Genomic DNA, 19,695 nt, shown 5'->3' on the forward strand with positions numbered 1-19,695 from the left:
GTCGTCCCCTCTATTCTTTCCTGTCATGCCCGGCGCAGGCGAGGCATCCAGCAATCACCAGCGCCGAGATTCCCACGACGGCCGCGGCGTACTGGATCGTCCGGTCAAGCCGGACAATGACAGCGGAGTTATTGGCAAGCGCTGGCGCGATCATGCGACCACCCATTGCTTGAACAGATCGAAATCGATATTGCCGCCGGACAGCACGAGACCGACGCGCTTGCCCGACAGCTTTGTCTTGTCCTGAAGCGCCGCGGCGAGCGCGGCAGCGCCGGCGCCCTCGGCGAGGTTATGCGTATCGGTCCAGTAGGCGCGGATCGCGGCGGCAACCTCGTCATCCGTGACCTGCACGATGCGGGAAGCGCCCTTCCGGATCAGCGCGACGGCTTCCGCGTCCGGAAAGCGCGTCGCCACGCCGTCGGCCAGCGTGTTGCTGGTCTCGGTCGTCACGACCTTGCCGGCAGCGAATGACAGCGCATAGGACGGCGCCTCGGTCGACTGCACGCCGACGATTTCGGTCTTCAGGCCGAGCAGGTCGCGCACCAGGATGCAGGCGCTGATGCCGGAGCCCTGCCCGATCGGAACGTAGAGTACGTCGAGATCAGGCGCCGCGCGAAACAGCTCCAGCGCGTAGGTCGCGACACCCAGCACGAGGTCGGGATGAAACGACGGCACCATGTGCAGGCCTTCGAACTGCGCACGGCGGCCGGCCTCCTCCCGCGCCAGCTGGAAATCGTCACCATGCTCGACCAGGTCGGCGCCGAACGCACGCATGGCATGGTTCTTCTCGACCGAATTGCCTTTGGGCACATAGATCACCGCGGGCACGCCGTGACGCCGCGCCGCAAATGCAAGGCTCTGGCCGTGATTGCCGCGGGTGGCCGAGATGATGCCCAGCACGTTCGGCCGCTCCCGCTTCAGCCGGTCAAGATAGACGAGACCGCCGCGCACCTTGAACGCGCCGGTCGGCGTGTGGTTCTCGTGCTTGACGACGACGTGCGTCCCCAAGCGCTGGCCGAGCAGCGGCCAGGCGTGCGCCGGCGTCGGCGTCATGGCGGTGCCGACCATCTCGTGGGCGCGTTCGAGCTCCTTGAGATCAAACATCTCGAAACCTCACACCAGCGCCTTGCCGCCGGCAAACGCCTTTGCCGTGGCTTCGTCATTGGCCTGTTCCGGCAACAGCATCTCGTTGTGCGCCTTGCCGGAGGGGATCATCGGGAAGCAGTTTTCGAGCGCCGCGACGCGGCAGTCGAACAGCACCGGGCGCTTGACCGAGATCATCTCCTGGATGGCGCCGTCGAGATCGGACGGCTTGTGCACCTGGAGGCCGACGCCGCCATAGGCTTCCGCAAGCTTGACGAAATCCGGCAGCGCCTCGGAGTAGGAATGCGACAGCCGGTTGCCGTGGAGCAGCTGCTGCCACTGCCGCACCATGCCCATATACTGGTTGTTCAGGATGAAGATCTTGATCGGCAGCTCGTACTGAACCGCCGTCGACATCTCCTGCATCGTCATCTGCACCGAGGCATCCCCCGCGATGTCGATGACGAGGCTGTCCGGATGCGCCACCTGCACGCCGACCGCGGCCGGCAGGCCGTAGCCCATGGTGCCGAGACCGCCCGACGTCATCCAGCGATGCGGCTCCTCGAAGCCGAAGAACTGCGCCGCCCACATCTGATGCTGGCCGACCTCGGTCGTGATGTAGGTGTCGCGGCCGCGCGTCGCCTCGAACAGGCTCTGGATCGCGTGCTGCGGCAGAATGACGTCGTTGCTCTTCCTGTAATAGAGCGAGTTGCGGGCGCGCCACTGCGCGATCTGCTGCCACCAGGCCTTGATGTCCGGCTTCTTCGCCTCGGCCTTGAACACCTGGAGGATGTCGCCGAGGATGTTGCCGCAATCGCCGATGATCGGCACGTCGACCCGGATGTTCTTGTTGATCGAGGACGGGTCGATGTCGATGTGGATCTTCTTCGAGTTCGGCGAGAACGCATCGACGCGACCGGTGATGCGGTCGTCGAAGCGCGCGCCGACGCACAGCATGACGTCGCAATCATGCATCGTCATGTTGGCTTCGTAGGTGCCGTGCATGCCGAGCATGCCGAGCCAGTTCTTGCCCGACGCCGGATAAGCACCCAGGCCCATCAGCGTGGAGGTGATCGGAAAGCCGGTGACCTCGACCAGCTCGCGCAGCAGCCTGGTCGCCTCGGGGCCGGAATTGATCACGCCGCCGCCGCTATAGATCACGGGGCGCTTGGCGTTCGCGAGCAGCGAGACGGCCTTGCGGATCTGCGTCGCATCGCCTTTCACGCGCGGCGCATAGGAGCGGTGCACGTCGGATTTGCGCGGCGGATGATAGGTGCCGGTCGCGAACTGCACATCCTTGGGCACATCGACGAGCACCGGGCCCGGACGCCCCGTGGTCGCAACGTAAAACGCCTCGTGCAGCACCTTTGCGAGGTCGTTGACGTCGCGCACCAGCCAGTTGTGCTTGGTGCAGGGACGCGTGATGCCAACCGTGTCGCATTCCTGGAACGCGTCGTTGCCGATCAGATGCGTCGGCACCTGGCCGGAGATGCAGACCAGCGGGATCGAGTCCATCAGCGCATCAGTGAGCGGCGTCACCATATTGGTGGCACCGGGGCCGGAGGTGACCAGCGCAACGCCCGGCTTGCCGGTCGAGCGCGCATAGCCCTCGGCGGCATGGCCCGCGCCCTGCTCGTGACGGACCAGGATGTGCTGGACCTCGCTCTGCTGGAAGATCTCGTCATAGATCGGAAGCACGGCGCCGCCGGGATAGCCGAAAATGTCGGTCACGCCGTGGTCGATGAGCGCGCGGACGATCATCGCGGCGCCGGTCATCTGGTTCGGATCGTGGCTCTTGTCACTCATTGGCTTGCTCCGGATGCGCTGTTGCCAGCGGCTTCATTCGTGTCGGGTTCGGGAAATAAAAAAGGCCCCGAAGAGGGCCCATGCACACCGCCTGTCATGTGGATGGCAGCTAGCCACCCCCGGCGGTGTGCCTGGGTACGACGGCGATAAGGAGTTTGGTAATAATGTTACGCATGGTAGGTGCTCAGCATCCCAAAGGTTGCGCGAAACATAACGACCAAAGCCTCGATGTCAAGGCAAACCGGCCGCTCCCGCGCGATTTTGGCAGTGTAGCGGCGTTCCCCGGGTTCGGCGAGAGGTAAATTCGGGAAACCCGGCACAAAAGCGCGTCAGTCGGGATCCCGCGCCGCGTTCACGATCGCCGCGAGCCATCCCCTCGCCTGCTCCGGCCTGACCCATTCAAACTCGGGCAATTGGTGCCGGAACCAGGTGAATTGCCGCTTGGCATAGTGGCGGGTATCCGCCCGCCCGATCGTGGCGGCCTCCTCCAGGCTGAGTTCACCGCGCAAATGCCGGATCAGGGCCGGCACGCCATGGGCCTTCATGGCCGGCAACAGCGGATCGAGCTGCCGGGCCGCGAGCCGCTCGACCTCCTTCAAGGCGCCGGCGCCCAGCATGGCGTCGAAGCGGGCGTCGATGCGCGCATAGAGCTCGTCGCGCTCGGGGGCGAGGAACACTGCGCGAAAACTGTCCTTTGGCAGCAAAGGCGGCTGGCCCTCGTGGTGCCAGTCGAGCAGCGAGCGCCCGGTCGCCTCGACCACTTCGAGCGCACGGGCGATGCGGGTGCGGTCGCGCAGGTTCAATCGCTCGGCCGCCCGCGGATCACGACCTGCGAGTTCCGCATGCAGCGCCTCGACGCCGCTCCGCTCCAGCCGCGCGCGCACGCCGTCGCGCACCTCGGCAGGGATCGGCGGCACCACCGACAGGCCCGCCGTCAGCGCCTTGAAATAGAGCCCGGTGCCGCCGATGAAGATCGGCAGCCGGCCCTCGGCACGCACCTCTTCGAGCGCCCTCGCCGCATCGCTCACCCAGGCACCGGCCGAGAAGTTCACGGCCGCATCGACATGGCCATAGAGGCGATGCGGAACGCGCGCCTCATCGCCATGTGTGGGACGTGCCGTGATGATGCGGAGGTCGCGGTACACCTGCATGGAATCGGCGTTGATGACGACGCCGCCCGCAGCCAGGGCCAGCTCGAGCGCCAGCGCCGACTTGCCGCTGGCGGTCGGGCCTGCGATAAGCACGGCCTTGCCGACATGGCTTCTGCTGACTTGTCCCTCGCTCACGAAAACCTCAAATGTCCCTCGTCGCCACGCTGATCTGCAACCCTGACAATCCCGCGCTCGACTCGACCATTGTCGACGGCGCCCGCGCCGTGCTGCCCCAGGCGACGCCGGCGCATTGGCTGTTCGACGGGGTTGCGGTCGACATCCCCTTCGGCGCCGACAGTAACCTCGAAGCCGACCGTCACGCCATCGAACAGCGGCTCCGCGAGCTTCGCGGCGATTTGCCGATCGACATCGTCGTGCAGCCTGCCGGCGTCCGGCGCAAGAAGCTTTTTCTTGCCGACATGGATTCCACCATGATCGGCCAGGAATGCATCGACGAGCTCGCCGATCTGGTCGGGATGAAGGCCCACGTCGCCGCCATCACCGAACGCGCCATGCGCGGCGAGATCGAGTTCGAGCCGGCGCTGCGCGAACGCGTGGCGCTGCTGAAGGACCTTCCTGCCAACGTCGTCGACGAGGTGCTGGCCAAGCGCATCACGCTGACCCCGGGCGGCAGCACACTGGTCGCAACCATGCGCGCCCACGGCGCCTACACTTGCCTCGTCTCCGGTGGTTTCACGCTGTTCACGAGCGCAGTCGCCGCCAGGATCGGCTTCCAGGAGAACCGCGCCAACGAGCTGATCGTGCGCGACGGCAAGTTCACCGGCGAGGTGAAGGAGCCGATCCTGGGCCGCGCGGCCAAGCTCGCGACGCTGGTGGATCTGATGGAATCGTTCGATCTCGACGACATCGACTCGGTCGTCGTCGGCGACGGCGCGAACGATCTTGCGATGATCCAGGCGGCGGGGCTGGGCGTGGCGTATCACGCCAAGCCGGCGGTCGCCGCTGCCGCCGCGGCGCGGATCGATCACGGCGATCTCACCGCGCTGCTGTATGCGCAAGGGTATCGGCGCGAGGAGTTCGTGGAGGCTTAGCCTCCCCTCCGTCGTCATCACCCGCGTAGGCGGGTGATCCAGTATTCCAGAGACGGCGACGTATACGGAGAAGCCGCGGCGTACTGGATGCCCCGCTTTCGCGGGGCATGACAGTTGAGTGCGCGGTCGAGAGCGAGCGCCCCTACTGCACGCTCAGCGCCACGAAGCGCAGCTCGCCGTCGGCATTGGAGACCAGCAGCAGCACCGACTTCTTGCCGTCCTTCTTGAGCTGGTCGACGCGCTTCTGGATGTCGGCACCGCTCGACACCGCCTCCTGCGCCACCTCGACGATGACGTCGCCGGCGGAGAGGCGCTTCTCGGCGGCATCCGAATTGGCGTCGACATTGGTGACGACCACGCCCTTGACGCTGTCCTTGATCTTGTAGCGCGTGCGCAGATCCTTGTTCAGCGCGGCGAGATCGAGGCCGAGCGCCTTCTGCGTCACCGGCTTCTCGGGCGCGGGCTCGTCGGTCTTCACCGCGGCCTGCACCTTGTCGGGATCCTGCAAGCGGCCGAGCGTGACCTTCTTGGTCTCCTCCTGGCCCTTGCGGATGATGATGACGTCGACCTCCTTGCCGACCGCGGTGTCGGCGACGACGCGGGACAGGTCCTTCGGGTCCTTGACGTCCTTGCCGTCGAACTTGACGACGACGTCGCCAGGCTCGATGCCGGCCGGCTTGGCCGGGCCCTTGTCGTCGACGCCGGCAACCAGCGCACCGCGCGGCGGCTTGATGTTGAGGCTCTCGGCGATCTCGTCGGTGACGCTCTGGATGCGCACGCCGAGCCAGCCGCGGCGCAGCTCGCCGAACTGGCGGAGCTGGTCGACCACACCTGCGACCGTCTTCGACGGCACGGCGAAGCCGATGCCGATCGAGCCGCCGGAGGGCGAGATGATCAGTGTGTTGACGCCGATGACATCGCCATCGAGGTTGAACAGCGGGCCACCCGAATTGCCGCGGTTGATGGCGGCATCGGTCTGGATGTAGCTGTCATAGGGGCCCGACGAGATGTCGCGGTTCTTGGCCGAGACGATGCCGGCGGTCACGGTGCCGCCGAGACTGAACGGATTGCCGATCGCGACCACCCAGTCGCCGAGGCGCAGCTTGTCGGAGTCGCCGAACTTCACCGACACAAGCGGCTTGGTCGGCTTGAACTTGAGCACCGCGAGGTCGGTCTTCTTGTCAACGCCGACCAGCTCGGCCTTGATCTTGGTGCCGTCGTTGAGGATGACGTTGATCTCGTCGGCATCCGCAATGACGTGGTTGTTGGTGACGACGACGCCTGACGTGTCGATGATGAAGCCGCTTCCGAGCGAATTGGTCTTTTTCGGCGGGCCGTTGTCGCCGCCCTTGCTGCCGCCGGGACCCTTGCGGTTCTTGAAGAAGTCGTCGAAGAACTCCTCGAAGGGCGAGCCGGGCGGCAGTTGCGGCATGCTGTTGCTGCCGCCGCCCTTGGCCTCGACGGTCTGCGAGGTCGAGATGTTGACGACCGCGTCGATCACCTTCTCGGCGACGTCGGCAATACCCTCCGGGCCGCGCGCCTGAGCCGGCGTACCGAACGCACTGAAAGCACTGAGCGCGAGCGCGGCCAGCCCTAAGCGCAAGCGGGACGGGGCAATGATGGCTGCGGTCATTGGTATCTCCAGAAAATAGATTCGTCGCCAGACTGCGCTCGAACGGGGGGACGGCGCAAGCGCGGACCTTAACGGGTCTCAAGACCCAGATAATATGGCGAAAACCGGCCTCTCGCCTTCACTTTGGCGTTGGCGGGACGGCTAAATCGGACGCCGCATCACCCAGATCAGGATCAGGCCGGCCACGGCCGAGCCGATCCCGACCGCCCGCAGGATATTGTCCGGCGTGGCAATGGCGCTCTTCATGGCCTTGCGCATCCAGTTCGGACTTGCCGCGAACATCAAGCCTTCCAGCACGAACAGAATGCCTAAGCCGATGAGGAAGTCGGCGAACGCAATGGACCTCATCGGATTGGAACCTCCCGTTGTGCTGTTCTTGTCTGGACGAGGGGCGGCAGAACTGCCGCCCCTGTCTAGCTCACGGTTTCGCCGGCGTCTCGGTCGCCATCTTGCCGGTTGGGTTACCAAAGAACCGGAAGAAATCCGAGTCCGGGCGCAGCAGGAAACGGGTGTCGTTGGCGCGCAGCCCGTTCTCGTAGGCTGCCATCGACCGGTAGAACGCAAAGAAGTCGGCGTCCCTGCCATAGGCTTCTGCGAACAGCCGGTTGCGCTCGGCGTCGCCCACACCACGCGTCTGCTCGGCCAGCGACCTGGCTTCCGCCTCGATCACGGTCGCCTCGCGGTCGGCCTTGGAGCGGATCTCCTGCGCCTTCTGGCCGCCCTGCGCGCGGAACTCGGCGGCTTCGCGCTCACGCTCCGTCTTCATGCGCTGATAGACCGCCTGGCTGTTCTGCTCCGGCAGGTCGGCGCGCCTGATACGGACGTCGACGACCTGGATGCCGTAACCGTCGGCCTCATGGTCGAGCTGGTCGCGGATGCGCCCCATCAGCTTCTCGCGGTCATCACGCACGACGTTGATGAACGTGACCTCGCCGAGCACGCGGCGCAGCGCCGCGTTCAGGAGCGTGGTGAGCTGGATGTTGGCGGCCTGGATCGAGCCGACGCTCTGATAGAAGCGCAGTGCGTCCTTGATGCGATAGCGCGCGAAGGCGTCGACCACGAGCCGCTTCTGGTCGGATGCGATCGCTTCCTGCGACGGGTTCTCCAGATCGAGGATACGCTTGTCGACGTTGATCACCGAATTCCACGGCGCCTTGAAGTGCAGGCCGGGATCGGTGACGACGTCGACGGGCTTGCCGAACTGAAGCACTATGGTCTGTTCGGTCTGCTGCACCGTGAACAGCGACATGTAGCCGACGATCACGACGAGCAGGAGTCCGAGGAGAGTGACGATACCTGTGACCGGAGACCTCATCTCGTGCCTCCGCTCGATTGCTGACCGGTGGTAGGCGGCCGCTTGGCCGTCAATTCGCCGAGCGGCAGATAGGGCACGACGCCCTGGCCCGAGGGCCCGCCGTCATAGACGAGCTTGTCCGCGCCGCCGAGCACGCGCTCCATCGTCTCCAGATAGATCCGTTCACGCGTCACGTCGGGCGCCTTCTTGTATTCCTCGTAAACCTTCAGGAAGCGCGAGCTCTGGCCCTTGGCCTCGGCAACCGTCTGCTCCCTGTAGCCTTCGGCGGCTTGCATGATCTGCGCCGCACGTCCGCGGGCCTGCGGCACCACCTGGTTGGCGTAGGTCTGTGCTTCGTTCTGCAACTGCTCGAGATTGGCGCGCGCGGCCTGGACGTCACGGAACGCAGCGATCACGTCCCCCGGCGGGTCGACCTTCTGCATCTGCACCTGGGTGATAAGGATGCCGGAGCCGTAGCCGTCGAGCGTCTTCTGCATCAATTCCTGCACGCCCTGTTCGGTGACGTTGCGCGCGCCCGTGAGGATCGGCTGGATCTGCGAACGGCCAATCACCTCGCGCATCGCGCTCTCGGCGACCGCCTTCACGGTGCCTTCGGGGTTCTGGATGTTGAAGAGGAAGTCGCCGACGCCGCCGGCGTCAGGCTTGATGCGCCACAGCACGGTGAAGTCGACGTCGACGATGTTCTCGTCACCGGTGAGCATCAGGCTCTCTTCCGGCACGTCGCGAATGGAGCGGCCGCGCCGTGCCGGATCGTCGATCAGCGTCATGCCGATGGAAGTGGTGTTGACGCGCAGCGCCTTGGGCAGCAGCACGGTCTCGATCGGATAAGGCAGATGATAATTCAGGCCCGGATCCACGGTGCGGACGTGCTTGCCGAAGCGCAGCACGACGCCGCGTTCTTCGGACTGCACGCGGAAGAAGCCCGACAGCAGCCAGAACGCGATGATGAGCAGGATGATCAGCGTGACGCCGACGCCGGAGAAATAGCCGCCCGGCATGATCTGCTGGAGACGGTCCTGGCCGCGGCGCAGAAGGTCTTCCAGATCCGGCGGCCTCGGCCCGACCGGTTGCGGGCCTGAGCCCCACGGTCCCTTCGGACCCGAGCCCCACGGGCCACCGCCCTGATTCTTCCACGGCATTCGACGCTCTCCTCGGCAGGGTGGAATTGCCCCCGCCCGCTTTGTCCGGTCCGGCTTTATAGGGGACAGGCAAGTCCCTTACAACGCAGCCCTCGCCGCCCTCCGAGCTATGCTCGGGCACGAAAAAGTCAATGTAAACATTGGCGAAAGCGGTTAATGGGGCGACCGCCGACGATATGTCACATAGGAGAAGTCGGCGCTGTCGTCCGCCCCGGCAGGATGACGGATGCGCGCGACCTCGTCCCATTCTGCAGGCACGATCGCGGGGAAGTGCGTGTCGCCTTCAACCCTAGCATGGACTTCCGTGATCTCGAGCCGATCCACCCGCGGCAAGGCGCGCGTGTAGATGTCGATCCCGCCAAAAATGATAATCTCTGTGACCGAGCGTCGCAGCGCATCGCCCTGCGCGATGGCGAAGGCGTTTTCCAACGACGTCGTGACCACGGCACCCGACGCGCGGTAGGCGAGATCGCGGGTGACCACGATGTTGGTGCGACCGGGCAGCGGCCGCCGCAGCGACTCGAACGTCTTCCGGCCCATGATGAGAGGCTTATTCAACGTCATCGCCTTGAGGCGCTGCTGGTCCGCCTTCAGCCGCCAGGGAATCGTGTTGTCACGGCCGATCACGCCGTTCTCTGCAACAGCGACGATAAGCACGATCTCCATCAGGGCGCCCTCCCAGCGAGCCGCGTCAAGGCGTTGCCGGAGACGCGGCACAGCGTCCAGTCGTCCATCATGACGGCACCGAGCGATCTGTAGAACGCGATCGACGGCGCGTTCCAGTCGAGCACCGCCCATTGCAGGCGCGACCAGCCGTTGTCGACGCATTCCCTGGCGAGATGGACCAGCAGCGCCTTGCCGAGGCCTTTGCCCCGATGCGACGGCCGCACATACAAATCTTCGAGATAGATGCCGTGACGGCCGCTGAAGGTGGAGAAGTTCGTAAACCAGACCGCGAAACCGACCGGCTCGCCGTCCCATTCGGCAATGGCGCAATAGAGCTGCGGCCGCTCGCCGAACAGCGCGTCTGCGATGTCAGCCTCGGTCGCCTCGACCTCGTGCGAGAGCTTTTCGTATTCGGCGAGTTCACGGATGAAGGAAAGAACGAGCCCAGCTTCGCCGGGACGTGCGCCGCGGATGTTGAGCGACATCCGCGTCAGACCGCAACCGCAGCCTTGATGTGCGGATGCGGGTCGTAGCCGACCAGTTCAAAGTCCTCGTAGCGGAAGGAGAAGATGTCCTTCACCTCGGGATTGATCCGCATCACCGGCAGCGCACGCGGCGCGCGGGTGAGCTGAAGCCGCGCCTGCTCCAGATGGTTGGAGTAGAGATGCGTGTCGCCGAGCGAATGCACGAAGTCGCCGGGCTTCAGACCCGTGACCTGCGCCACCATCATGGTGAGCAGCGCATAGGAGGCGATATTGAAGGGCACGCCAAGGAAGACGTCGGCCGAACGCTGATAAAGCTGGCACGACAGTTTTCCGTTGGCGACATAAAACTGGAACAGCAGATGGCAGGGCGGCAACGCCATCTTGTCGACGTCCGCCGGATTCCACGCGGTGACGATCAGCCGGCGCGAATCCGGAGTGCGCTTGATCATCTCGATGACCTTGGCGATCTGATCGATGCTCCCGCCGTCCGGCGTTGGCCAGGAGCGCCATTGATGGCCGTAGACCGGGCCGAGATCGCCATTGGCATCGGCCCACTCGTCCCAGATGGTGACGCCATTGTCCTTGAGATATTTGATGTTGGTGTCGCCCTTCAGGAACCACAGCAGCTCATGCACGATCGCCTTCAGCGGCAGCCGCTTGGTGGTCAGCATCGGGAAGCCGGCGGACAGGTTGAAGCGCATCTGATGGCCGAACACCGAGAGCGTACCGGTGCCGGTCCGGTCGGTCTTCTCGGCGCCGTCTGAAAGAATCCGCTCGAGCAAGTCCTGATACTGGTGCATGTGCGATAGAGCCTTTGGGGAGGCGGCGAACTTAGCGGCGCCCCCCGCGCTGCGACAGCGGCGATTCGCTGCCTCCACCGATTATACCCCGAAAAGTGAGCGCTCCCGGGGCAAACGACAAGGGGCGGAACTGACGTCCCGCCCCTCACCTATCGGCTTGAAAATACTGGTTAAGTTGCCGGCTTGAGCACCGGGGTCCACTTCGCGATCTCGTTCTTGACGAGGGTCGCCAGCGCCGCCGGCGTCCGGTCCGCAGGGCCCGGGATGACGCTGCCGAGCTCAAGCAGGCGCTTCTTCACGGTCTCGTCGTCGAGCGCCTTGATGGCGGCGGCGTTCAGGCTGGCGATGATCGCGGGCGACGTTCCCTTCGGGGCGAACATCGCGTTCCAGGCCTGGGCCTGGAACGCAGGCAGGCCCGCCTCCGCCGTCGTCGGCACGTTCGGCAGCGACGGATTGCGTTCAGGCGTCGCGATCGCATAGGCCTTGATGGTGCCGCCGTTGATCTGGGGCACGGCGTTGACGATCTGGTCGCACATGTAATCGACCTGCCCCGCCACCAGCGCGTTCATCGCGGGACCGGTGCCGTTGAAGGGCACCCCGACCGGCTTGATGTCGAGGATGGAGTGCAAGAGCTCGCAGGAGACGTGCGAGACCGAGCCGACACCGGCATGCGCGGCATTCACCTTCTCGGCGTTCGCCTTCACGTAAGCGATGAACTCCTTCAGGTCCTTCGGCGGAAAGTCCTTGCGCGCGAGGATCAGGATCGGCGTGCCCGCAAGCAGCGCGATCGGTTCGAAGTCTTTCTCGGGATGATAGGCGAGCTTCGGATAGAGCGGCACCGAGGCAGCATGTGTGCCCATATGACCGGTGATGAGCGTATAGCCGTCATTGGCCGCGCGCGCGGCGCGCGTGGTCGCGGTGGTGCCGCCGGCACCGACCACGTTCTCGATGATGATGCTCTGGCCAAGCGTCTGCGCCATGTGCCCGGTGACGATGCGTGAGATCACGTCAGTCGGCCCGCCCGCCGCGAACGGAACGATCATGGTGATGCCGCGCGTCGGATAGGTCTGCGCTCCAGCCGGTGCGACAAAGGCGCACAGCGATGCGAGTACGGCTGCACATGCGCCCGTAGCAAGCGCGCGAATGGAAGTCATGTCGTTTCCCCCGGGCTACAAACAAAAATGCCGGCCACAAGGGCCGGCATTTTCATTTCACGAAGGCGTCACACAAGTCGATTCGACTTCCGAATGCGGCGCGCCGACGCAGGGCGCGGCGCCGACGCAGGGCGCGGCGCCGACGCAGGGCGCGATCAGTTCTCGGATTCGGTGAACACCTCATCGCGCTTGGCGCGCAGCATGGGCAACAGCGTGAGCGTCAGCAGGAATGCCGCGATCGCGAGCAGCACGGCCGACAGCGGACGCGTCAGGAACACGCTCCAGTCGCCGCGCGAGATCAGCAGCGCACGGCGCAGGTTCTCTTCCATCAGCGGCCCCAGCACCATGCCGAGCAGCAGCGGCGCCGGCTCGAAATCGTGCTTGATCAGCCAGTAGCCGACCAGACCGAACACGCCTGCGAGGATGACGTCCACCGGCGCGTTGTTCACCGAATAGATGCCGATCGCGCAGAAGATCACGATCGAGGGGAACATCAGCCGGTAAGGCACGCGCAGCAGGCGGACCCAGATTCCGACCAGCGGCAGGTTGATGATGATCAGCATCAGATTGCCGATCCACATCGAGGCGATCATGCCCCAGACCAGATCCGGCTGCTTCTGCATCACCTGCGGGCCCGGCACGATGCCGTGGATGGTCATCGCACCCACCATCAGCGCCATCACCGCGTTCGGCGGGATGCCGAGCGTCAGCAGCGGGATGAAGGAGGTCTGCGCCGCGGCGTTGTTGGCGCTTTCCGGCGCCGCCACGCCCTCGATCGCACCGCGACCGAACCGCGACGGGTTCTTGGCGAGCTTCTTCTCGAGCGTGTAGGCCGCGAACGACGCGATCACCGCGCCGCCGCCCGGCAGAATGCCGAGGATCGAACCGAGCGCAGTGCCGCGCAGGATCGCCGGCGCCGAATCGATCAGGTCCTTCCTGGTCGGCATCAGGCCGGTGATCTTCTGCTGCACGAGGTCGCGGTTCATCTCTGCGCCGGCGTCGAGATTGCGGATGATCTCGGCGAAGCCGAACACACCCATCGCCACCGTCGCAAAGCCGAGACCGTCGGCGAGTTCCGGAATGTTGAACGCCATGCGCGAGGCGCCGGTCTCGATGTCCGAGCCGACCATCGAGAGCAACAGGCCGAACACGATCATCGCGATCGCCTTCAGCACCGAGCCCTTGGCCAGCACGACCGCGAAGATCAGGCCGAGCACCATCAGCGAGAAATATTCGGCCGGGCCGAACGCCAGCGCGAGTTTTGTGAGTGGCGCGCCGAGGACGGCGATCAGGACAGTCGCAACGCAGCCGGCGAAGAACGAGCCAATCGCAGCGATCGCCAGCGCCGGGCCGGCGCGGCCCTGCTTGGCCATCTGGTGACCGTCGATGGCGGTGACGACCGATGTCGCCTCACCTGGAATATTGACCAGGATCGACGTGGTCGAGCCGCCATATTGCGCGCCGTAATAGATGCCGGCGAGCATAATCAGCGCGCCGACCGGCGGCAGACCGAAGGTGATCGGCAACAGCATCGCGACCGTGGCGATGGTGCCGATGCCAGGGAGCACGCCGACCAGCGTGCCGACGAGTGCGCCGATCAGGCACATCAGAAGGTTGATCGGGGAAAGCGCGACGGCGAACCCGTGAGCGAGGTTGGCAAAAATATCCATCACACCCTCACTGGACCAGGAAACGCGGGAACATCGGCATCGGCAGCCCGAGCACATATGGGAACAGGATTGCGCAGCCGGCCGTCAGGCAGGCGCCGACGATGATCGTCTCGACCCAGCGCGTCTCATGCGTGCCCATCGCCGCAACCAGGAAGCTCGTGAACGCCGAAACCACCACCCCGAGCGGACGGATCGCCAGGGCGAAAAAGACGATCGAGGCCATCACGAACAGCGGCCCGCGCCAGGAATAGTGCGCCATCGCCGGTCCGTCGGTCAGCAGTCCCGTCAATGCGATGCCCGCGCCGAGCGCGACGAGGAGCCCGCCAAACATCCGCGGCGCCGTGCCGGCACCGAAGGAGAAGCCGCGCATCCCCTGCAGATCGCTGGAGGCCCACAGCGCGAACAAGGCCAGCGCCATCAGAGCGATGCCGCCGACATAGTCCTGTGCGGACCTGACGGTCATGAACAGCGTCAAGATCGCCACCGCAAAAATCGGGTAGGAATAGATCAGCGCCAGCAACACATCGGATGACGCCTTCTTGGTGTCACCGCTGGCCGCCCCGATCAGCGCTGCGGGAGCGCCCGCGACCAGCGCGGTCGCATGCCCGATCAGGACGGTGGCCGGGCCGCGTCCCGCACCCCAGCCGAATATCGTCCCGATTGACCAGATGAATTCGAAAATCTGCGGCGCTATCGCCAGCAGGCAAAAGCCGATCGCCACCGAAGTGTTTCGGGTGGCAGCCGCTGAGTGGCCCATCGTGTCGGCCATGCATGTCTCCTCCGCGACCCATAAGTCACGAGCACTGTTGTTCTAATCGGCTGGAAATGGATCCCCCGCCCGGATCACTGCCTAGCGATTTTCATCACACAATGCCAGCAAAACCAAACAGGCCTCCTACGAGCAAAAGCCATAGCGGATTGATGCGCGAGACGGACGCGACCACCGCAACCATCGCGGTCAGAAGCAGTGCAGCAATCGTCCGATCGGTCGCCTGGGCCAGGATCAGGGCGCTGGCTGCCATCAATCCGATCGAGAGCGGAACCAATGCAGCCTGGATCAGGCCGGGCCAGCGCGATTGGCTGGGCCGGTTCAGGAGACGGCTGACATAATAGGCAACCAGCGCTGTCGGCAGGCACATCGCCAGCGTCGCCGCGAGTGCACCGGGGATTCCCGCGACGGCATAGCCGATTAACGTAACGATAAGCACGTTCGGACCTGGCGAGAGCTGCGCGATCGCATAGGCATCGGCGAACTGCTTGTCGGTCATCCAGTGATGCACGTCGACCGCGATGCGGTGCATCTCGGGCACCGCGGCGGCGGCGCCGCCGACCGCGAACAGCGACATTAGACCAAAGGTGGAGATCAGCGCCCAGATCGGGTTCTCGGAATTCATGCTGCTACTTTCCGCCGCAGGAGAAATGTGGCGCCGATGCTGAGGGGGATCGCGACCAGCAGCACCGCCTGGAGCGGCAGCCGCAGCACGCCGATGGCGAGGAAGACACCGACCATCAGGATGAGCGCGACAGCCTCCATTCGTTTCAGGAGCGGCGTCATCATGCGGAAGACCACCGCGATCAGGAGGCCGACCGCGGCGCAGGAGATGCCCGCGAGAATTCGCCGCAGCACCTCCACGTCGCCGAACCGGGCGTAGATGATCGCAAGCACGGTCATGATCAGCGTCGGCGGCAGCAGCAGACCGGCGAAGGCGGCAACGCCGCCCGCGATCCCGCGCAACCGCGCGCCAAAGACCATCGACAGATTGACGATGTTGGGTCCGGGCAGGAAATGGCAGAGCGCAAAGGTCTCGTTGAACTCGTCCGCCGTCATCCAGCGGTGCTGCTCGACGATCGCCCGCCGGGCAAACACCAGAACCCCGCCGAAACCGGCCAGCGACATCCGGGCGAAGGCCACGAATAGCTCGGCCAGGCTGGGCGGAGGGCCGCTCGTTGTGGCACGATCCGGCTCTTGGGCGGCCGATGCTGAATCCGTGGACATGTCAGGAGCTTAGAACGCCGGCCGCGGCGCGGCCAAGATCAGACCTGTGGCTATCCGGAACCTATCCAAAGGGAACCTCGCCGCGGCCCCTCGAAACACCTGTCATTTGAAACCTTTGCCCCCTATATTGGGGGTGCCGGTTCGCCGGCTATGGAAATAAACGGTCGTCGCAATAAACCATTCGGACCCGGGGGCGGTACCCGGCGCCTCCACCAAAGCCCACCGGCTAGCGGGCTGTGACCTTCCGAAAGGCGGGTTTTGGCGGGGGCGAAATAGGATCGACGAGGGCGTAAAGGGCGAACTTTTTCCCGGTATTGTTCCGCCGTTATCGGGCTACTGCAATAGTTGCCAACGACAACTTTGCTCCGGTTGCTCAGGCTGCGTAACGCAGTTTGAAAGACCATTCTGAAGTCCTAACGGGTTAAGCTCCGTTAGGCGGGGTTCGGAGGCACCTGGCAACAGAAGCCTCCACTACCATTTCATTTCTTCCCCGGCGGGGACTCCTGCTGACCCGTCTGGCGCGATATTATTGCGGCTTGGCGAGTCGGGCCGGCAGGGCCCAACTCCTGGAATGCAACAGGACCACCATGGCGACCGATCACATCCGATACGACGTGCTGGCGAGCGACGCGATGCGCGGCGTGGTCAAGAAGGTGCTGACCGACGCCGCGTCCCATGGACTGCCGGGCGAGCACCATTTCTTCATCACCTTCGTCTCGAAGGCCGACGGCGTGAAGATCTCGTCGCGGCTGCTGGCGCAATATCCGGAAGAGATGACGATCATCCTGCAGCACCAGTTCTGGGACCTGACCGTGCTCGAGGACCGGTTCGAGGTCGGCCTGTCCTTTGGCGGCATTCCGGAGCGGCTGATCGTGCCGTTCAGCGCCATCAAGAGCTTCCTTGATCCGTCCGTGAAATTCGGCCTCCAGTTCGACACCTCCGATGTCGCCGAGGTCGCAGCCGAAACTTTGCCGGCAGCCCCCGCCCCTTCGGCCCTGTCGGTGCCCGCGCCCGCCACCGAAAAGGCGGAGACCGCGGAAGAGCCGACCCCGCCGAGCCAGGGCGGTGCCGAAGTCGTGCGCCTCGATCGTTTCCGCAAGAAATGATCTAGGTTGGGTGCGGGACCGTCGCGCCCGGCCAAACTCCCTATATAGAAGAGCACATGAAGAGGCCGCGCGGCGTTTCGCGCGGCAGAATGGATGTGCTCATGGCCAAAGCTACCCGCTCGACGACTGCCCGCTCCGCGACCCGCACCGAGACCGATAGTTTTGGTCCCATCGATGTCCCCGCCGATCGCTATTGGGGGGCGCAGACCGAGCGCTCGCGCCAGAACTTCCGCATCGGCACCGATCGTATGCCGATCTCGCTCGTGCATGCGCTCGGCATCGTCAAGCTCGCGGCCGCGCAGTCCAACCTCGAGCTCGGCCTGCTCGACCGGCGCCGCGCCAATGCGATCATCCGCGCCGCGCGCGAGGTGATCGAGGGCAAGCTGGACGACCATTTCCCGTTGGTGGTGTGGCAGACCGGCTCGGGCACCCAGAGCAACATGAACCTCAACGAGGTGATCGCCAACCGCGCCAATGAGCTGCTCGGCGGCGAGCTCGGCGCCAAGAAGCCGGTACATCCCAACGATCACGTCAACATGAGCCAGTCGTCGAACGACTCGTTTCCCACCGCGATGCACATCGCGGCCGCCAGCCGCATCAATGCCGATCTCGTCCCTGCCCTCGGCGAGCTGCTCCGCGCGCTGCGCACGAAGGAGAAAGAGTTCGCCAGCATCGTGAAGATCGGCCGCACCCACACCCAGGACGCGACGCCGCTGACGCTCGGCCAGGAATTCTCCGGCTATGCCGCGCAGGTCGAAAGCGGCATCGCGCGACTGAAGGTCGCGGTGAAGGACCTCTATCCACTGGCGCAGGGCGGCACCGCCGTCGGCACCGGCCTCAACTCGAAGCCACGCTTCGCAAAACTGTTCGCAAAGCACGTTGTGGGGATCACGAAGCTGCCCTTCACCAGCGCCGCCAACAAATTCGAGGCGCTGGCCTCCAACGACGCCTATGTGCTGGTGCACGGCGCCATCAATTCGGTCGCGACAGGCCTGTTCAAGATCGCCAACGACATCCGCCTGCTCGGATCGGGCCCCCGCTCAGGCCTGGGCGAGCTGATCCTGCCGGAGAACGAGCCGGGCTCGTCGATCATGCCGGGCAAGGTCAATCCGACGCAGTGCGAGGCGATGACCATGGTGTGCTGCCAGGTGTTCGGCAATCACACTGCGATCACGGTCGCCGGCAGCCAGGGCCATTTCGAGCTCAACGTCTACAAGCCCGTGCTGGCCTACAACATGCTGCACTCGATCCGCCTGATGGCCGACGCCGCGCGCTCCTTCACCGAACATTGCGTCGACGGCATCCGCGCCGACGAAAAGCGCATAAGTGAGCTGATGCAGCGCTCGCTGATGCTGGTGACGGCGCTGGCCCCGAAAATCGGCTATGATAACGCAGCCAAGGTGGCCAAGACGGCGCATGCCAACGGCACCACGCTGAAGGAGGAGGCGCTGCGGCTCGGCTTCGTCACGGCAGACGAATTCGACCGCCTGGTGCGCCCCGAGAAGATGACCAGCCCGGGATAAAATTCCGAATTCCGATAGTCATCCGTATTGATACGGACGCTTGATGCACAGAAAGATGCGGCTTTAGAGGCGGGATTTGATTACCGTCAATGTTGCGGCGGGGCGGCGTGTTACGCAGCTCTTCTGCCCTTGACGGGACGAAATTCATCGTTTGATGGCCCAAGGGGCCGATTGACGAGGACGAGCGAATGGCGATCAAGTCTTTTGGGGCGCAACGCGGCCCCCTGTTTCTGAATGTTTCATCCTGCCTGAAGAGGATCGGATGATGGAGACGCGGCATGGGGAACGTCATCAACCTGAATCGTTTCAGGAAGCGCGCCGAGCGGGAAGCCTCGGCGAAGCAGGCGGACGCCAATCGGGCGAAGTTCGGCCGCACGAAGGCGGAACGGTCGGCGGAGGAGACGCGCGCGGACCAGGCGAAGTCGCATCTGGACCAGCATCAGATCGATCGCGAGGATCAGTCATGAAGTCGCCCGTCGTGAAGCGATCGATCGTGGTCGCCGGCCACAAGACCAGCGTCAGCCTGGAAGAGGCGTTCTGGAACGGCATGAAGGAGATTTCGGGCCTGCGCAACATGACGCTGTCCGAACTCGTCGGCGAGATCGATGGCGCCCGACAGCAGGGCAATTTGTCCTCGGCGATCCGCCTGTTCGTGCTCGATTACTTCAAGAGCCGCGCCATGGCCGCCATCCAGCCGGAAAAGGTCCCGGCCCAGTAGGCATTGGGGCGCCTTTCCGGCGCTCCCCACCATCTGCACTTTAAAATCACTCTAAGGTGCAGTTTCAGCGAGCATGCGCGCTTGACCTCAATGCCCTGCGTTGAAAATACAGGGCATGACCGACCATCATGATACGCGCCCACACATGCCGCTGGGTCTGGCCCTGCGCGGCTACACCGGCGTCATTCAGCACCTTTCCACCAAGGACACCGACTCGGCGCTCTCGGACATCGAGCTCGAGAGCCGGCTGATCGAGCTCGGCTTCGTCGAGGGGGCCCGGGTCGAGGTCCTGCACGAGGGGCTGGTCGGTCGCGACCCCATTGCCGTGCGGGTCGACAACATCACGATCGCGGTGCGCCGTCGCGAAGCCATGGCCATCATCGTCGCGTAGACAGCGA

Annotated in this window: 22 protein-coding genes and 1 other RNA gene; 7 read left to right on the forward strand and 16 right to left on the reverse strand. The window is 64.6% G+C overall.

The genetic code is table 11. The annotated features are described in order from the left end of the window. Positions 1–10 precede the first annotated feature (10 nt). From AC1RR3_RS08380 to miaA, 4 genes are all read right to left on the reverse strand, one after another. Positions 11–154, reverse strand: coding sequence for a hypothetical protein (locus AC1RR3_RS08380; protein ID WP_492821243.1), 144 nt, complete (start codon positions 152–154; stop codon positions 11–13). Further along, complete coding sequence (locus tag AC1RR3_RS08385; protein ID WP_492821245.1) at positions 151–1,104, reverse strand: threonine dehydratase; 954 nt, start codon at positions 1,102–1,104, stop codon at positions 151–153. Before AC1RR3_RS08385 ends, AC1RR3_RS08380 begins: the two co-directional genes overlap by 4 nt. A 9-nt stretch (positions 1,105–1,113) precedes the next feature. Beyond that, a complete protein-coding gene (locus AC1RR3_RS08390; protein ID WP_492821247.1) occupies positions 1,114–2,889 on the reverse strand; it encodes an acetolactate synthase 3 large subunit in 1,776 nt (591 codons plus the stop codon). A 329-nt stretch (positions 2,890–3,218) separates the two neighbouring features. Further along, complete coding sequence (gene miaA, locus AC1RR3_RS08395) at positions 3,219–4,175, reverse strand: tRNA (adenosine(37)-N6)-dimethylallyltransferase MiaA (RefSeq protein ID WP_492821249.1); 957 nt, start codon at positions 4,173–4,175, stop codon at positions 3,219–3,221. Between the two features lie 11 nt (positions 4,176–4,186). Here miaA and serB point away from each other — a divergent pair, with 11 nt between their 5' ends. After that, positions 4,187–5,092, forward strand: a complete 906-nt coding sequence (gene serB, locus AC1RR3_RS08400; RefSeq protein WP_492821251.1) for a phosphoserine phosphatase SerB — start codon at positions 4,187–4,189, stop codon at positions 5,090–5,092. 142 nt (positions 5,093–5,234) lie between these two features. Here serB and AC1RR3_RS08405 read toward each other — a convergent pair whose 3' ends face one another. The 12 genes from AC1RR3_RS08405 to AC1RR3_RS08460 all read right to left on the reverse strand — a co-directional run bounded on the left by AC1RR3_RS08405 (position 5,235) and on the right by AC1RR3_RS08460 (position 15,950). Then, on the reverse strand, positions 5,235–6,725 hold the full coding sequence (locus AC1RR3_RS08405) for a Do family serine endopeptidase (protein WP_492821253.1): 1,491 nt from the start codon (positions 6,723–6,725) through the stop codon (positions 5,235–5,237). Between the two features lie 141 nt (positions 6,726–6,866). Continuing rightward, the gene (locus AC1RR3_RS08410; RefSeq protein ID WP_057747247.1) at positions 6,867–7,073 is read right to left on the reverse strand and encodes a DUF2065 domain-containing protein; all 207 of its coding nucleotides are present in this window, start codon (positions 7,071–7,073) and stop codon (positions 6,867–6,869) included. A gap of 70 nt (positions 7,074–7,143) precedes the next feature. Beyond that, positions 7,144–8,040 carry a protease modulator HflC gene (gene hflC, locus AC1RR3_RS08415; protein ID WP_492821256.1) on the reverse strand — a complete coding sequence of 299 codons (897 nt, stop codon included), beginning with the start codon at positions 8,038–8,040 and terminating at the stop codon, positions 7,144–7,146. Then, a complete protein-coding gene (hflK, locus tag AC1RR3_RS08420) occupies positions 8,037–9,179 on the reverse strand; it encodes an FtsH protease activity modulator HflK (RefSeq protein WP_492821258.1) in 1,143 nt (380 codons plus the stop codon). Before hflK ends, hflC begins: the two co-directional genes overlap by 4 nt. A 153-nt stretch (positions 9,180–9,332) precedes the next feature. After that, positions 9,333–9,845, reverse strand: coding sequence for a dihydrofolate reductase (locus AC1RR3_RS08425; RefSeq protein WP_492821260.1), 513 nt, complete (start codon positions 9,843–9,845; stop codon positions 9,333–9,335). Beyond that, entirely contained in the window at positions 9,845–10,330 is a 486-nt protein-coding gene (locus AC1RR3_RS08430; RefSeq protein WP_492821262.1) for a GNAT family N-acetyltransferase, read from the reverse strand. The genes AC1RR3_RS08425 and AC1RR3_RS08430 overlap by 1 nt, the downstream gene beginning before the upstream one ends. 5 nt (positions 10,331–10,335) lie before the next feature. After that, positions 10,336–11,130: a thymidylate synthase gene (locus AC1RR3_RS08435; protein WP_492821264.1), complete on the reverse strand. Its 795-nt coding sequence runs from the start codon at positions 11,128–11,130 to the stop codon at positions 10,336–10,338. 170 nt (positions 11,131–11,300) lie between these two features. After that, a complete protein-coding gene (locus tag AC1RR3_RS08440) occupies positions 11,301–12,284 on the reverse strand; it encodes a tripartite tricarboxylate transporter substrate binding protein BugD (RefSeq protein WP_492821266.1) in 984 nt (327 codons plus the stop codon). A gap of 155 nt (positions 12,285–12,439) precedes the next feature. Next, on the reverse strand, positions 12,440–13,954 hold the full coding sequence (locus AC1RR3_RS08445) for a tripartite tricarboxylate transporter permease (protein ID WP_492821268.1): 1,515 nt from the start codon (positions 13,952–13,954) through the stop codon (positions 12,440–12,442). A gap of 7 nt (positions 13,955–13,961) precedes the next feature. Next, the gene (locus AC1RR3_RS08450; RefSeq protein WP_492821270.1) at positions 13,962–14,723 is read right to left on the reverse strand and encodes a tripartite tricarboxylate transporter TctB family protein; all 762 of its coding nucleotides are present in this window, start codon (positions 14,721–14,723) and stop codon (positions 13,962–13,964) included. A 94-nt stretch (positions 14,724–14,817) separates the two neighbouring features. After that, the gene (locus tag AC1RR3_RS08455; RefSeq protein ID WP_492821272.1) at positions 14,818–15,348 is read right to left on the reverse strand and encodes a chromate transporter; all 531 of its coding nucleotides are present in this window, start codon (positions 15,346–15,348) and stop codon (positions 14,818–14,820) included. Continuing rightward, entirely contained in the window at positions 15,345–15,950 is a 606-nt protein-coding gene (locus AC1RR3_RS08460) for a chromate transporter (RefSeq protein WP_492821274.1), read from the reverse strand. The genes AC1RR3_RS08455 and AC1RR3_RS08460 overlap by 4 nt, the downstream gene beginning before the upstream one ends. 96 nt (positions 15,951–16,046) lie before the next feature. On the opposite strand from AC1RR3_RS08460, the gene ssrA reads away from it, so the two are divergent. From ssrA to AC1RR3_RS08490, 6 genes are all read left to right on the forward strand, one after another. Then, positions 16,047–16,423, forward strand: a transfer-messenger RNA (tmRNA) gene (ssrA, locus tag AC1RR3_RS08465). A gap of 114 nt (positions 16,424–16,537) precedes the next feature. Continuing rightward, the gene (locus tag AC1RR3_RS08470; protein WP_492821276.1) at positions 16,538–17,056 is read left to right on the forward strand and encodes an SspB family protein; all 519 of its coding nucleotides are present in this window, start codon (positions 16,538–16,540) and stop codon (positions 17,054–17,056) included. Positions 17,057–17,145: 89 nt separating this feature from the next. After that, positions 17,146–18,579 (forward strand): class II fumarate hydratase, encoded by a 1,434-nt coding sequence (fumC, locus tag AC1RR3_RS08475; RefSeq protein WP_492821444.1) that lies wholly within the window; start codon positions 17,146–17,148, stop codon positions 18,577–18,579. A gap of 278 nt (positions 18,580–18,857) precedes the next feature. Then, positions 18,858–19,046, forward strand: coding sequence for a DUF4169 family protein (locus tag AC1RR3_RS08480; protein ID WP_492821278.1), 189 nt, complete (start codon positions 18,858–18,860; stop codon positions 19,044–19,046). Continuing rightward, on the forward strand, positions 19,043–19,297 hold the full coding sequence (locus AC1RR3_RS08485; RefSeq protein ID WP_027529561.1) for a ribbon-helix-helix domain-containing protein: 255 nt from the start codon (positions 19,043–19,045) through the stop codon (positions 19,295–19,297). Before AC1RR3_RS08480 ends, AC1RR3_RS08485 begins: the two co-directional genes overlap by 4 nt. Before the next feature lie 115 nt (positions 19,298–19,412). After that, entirely contained in the window at positions 19,413–19,688 is a 276-nt protein-coding gene (locus AC1RR3_RS08490) for a FeoA family protein (RefSeq protein ID WP_492821280.1), read from the forward strand. Positions 19,689–19,695 lie beyond the last annotated feature (7 nt).

Source organism: Bradyrhizobium sp. GW821-FHT13H05, from assembly GCF_058804065.1.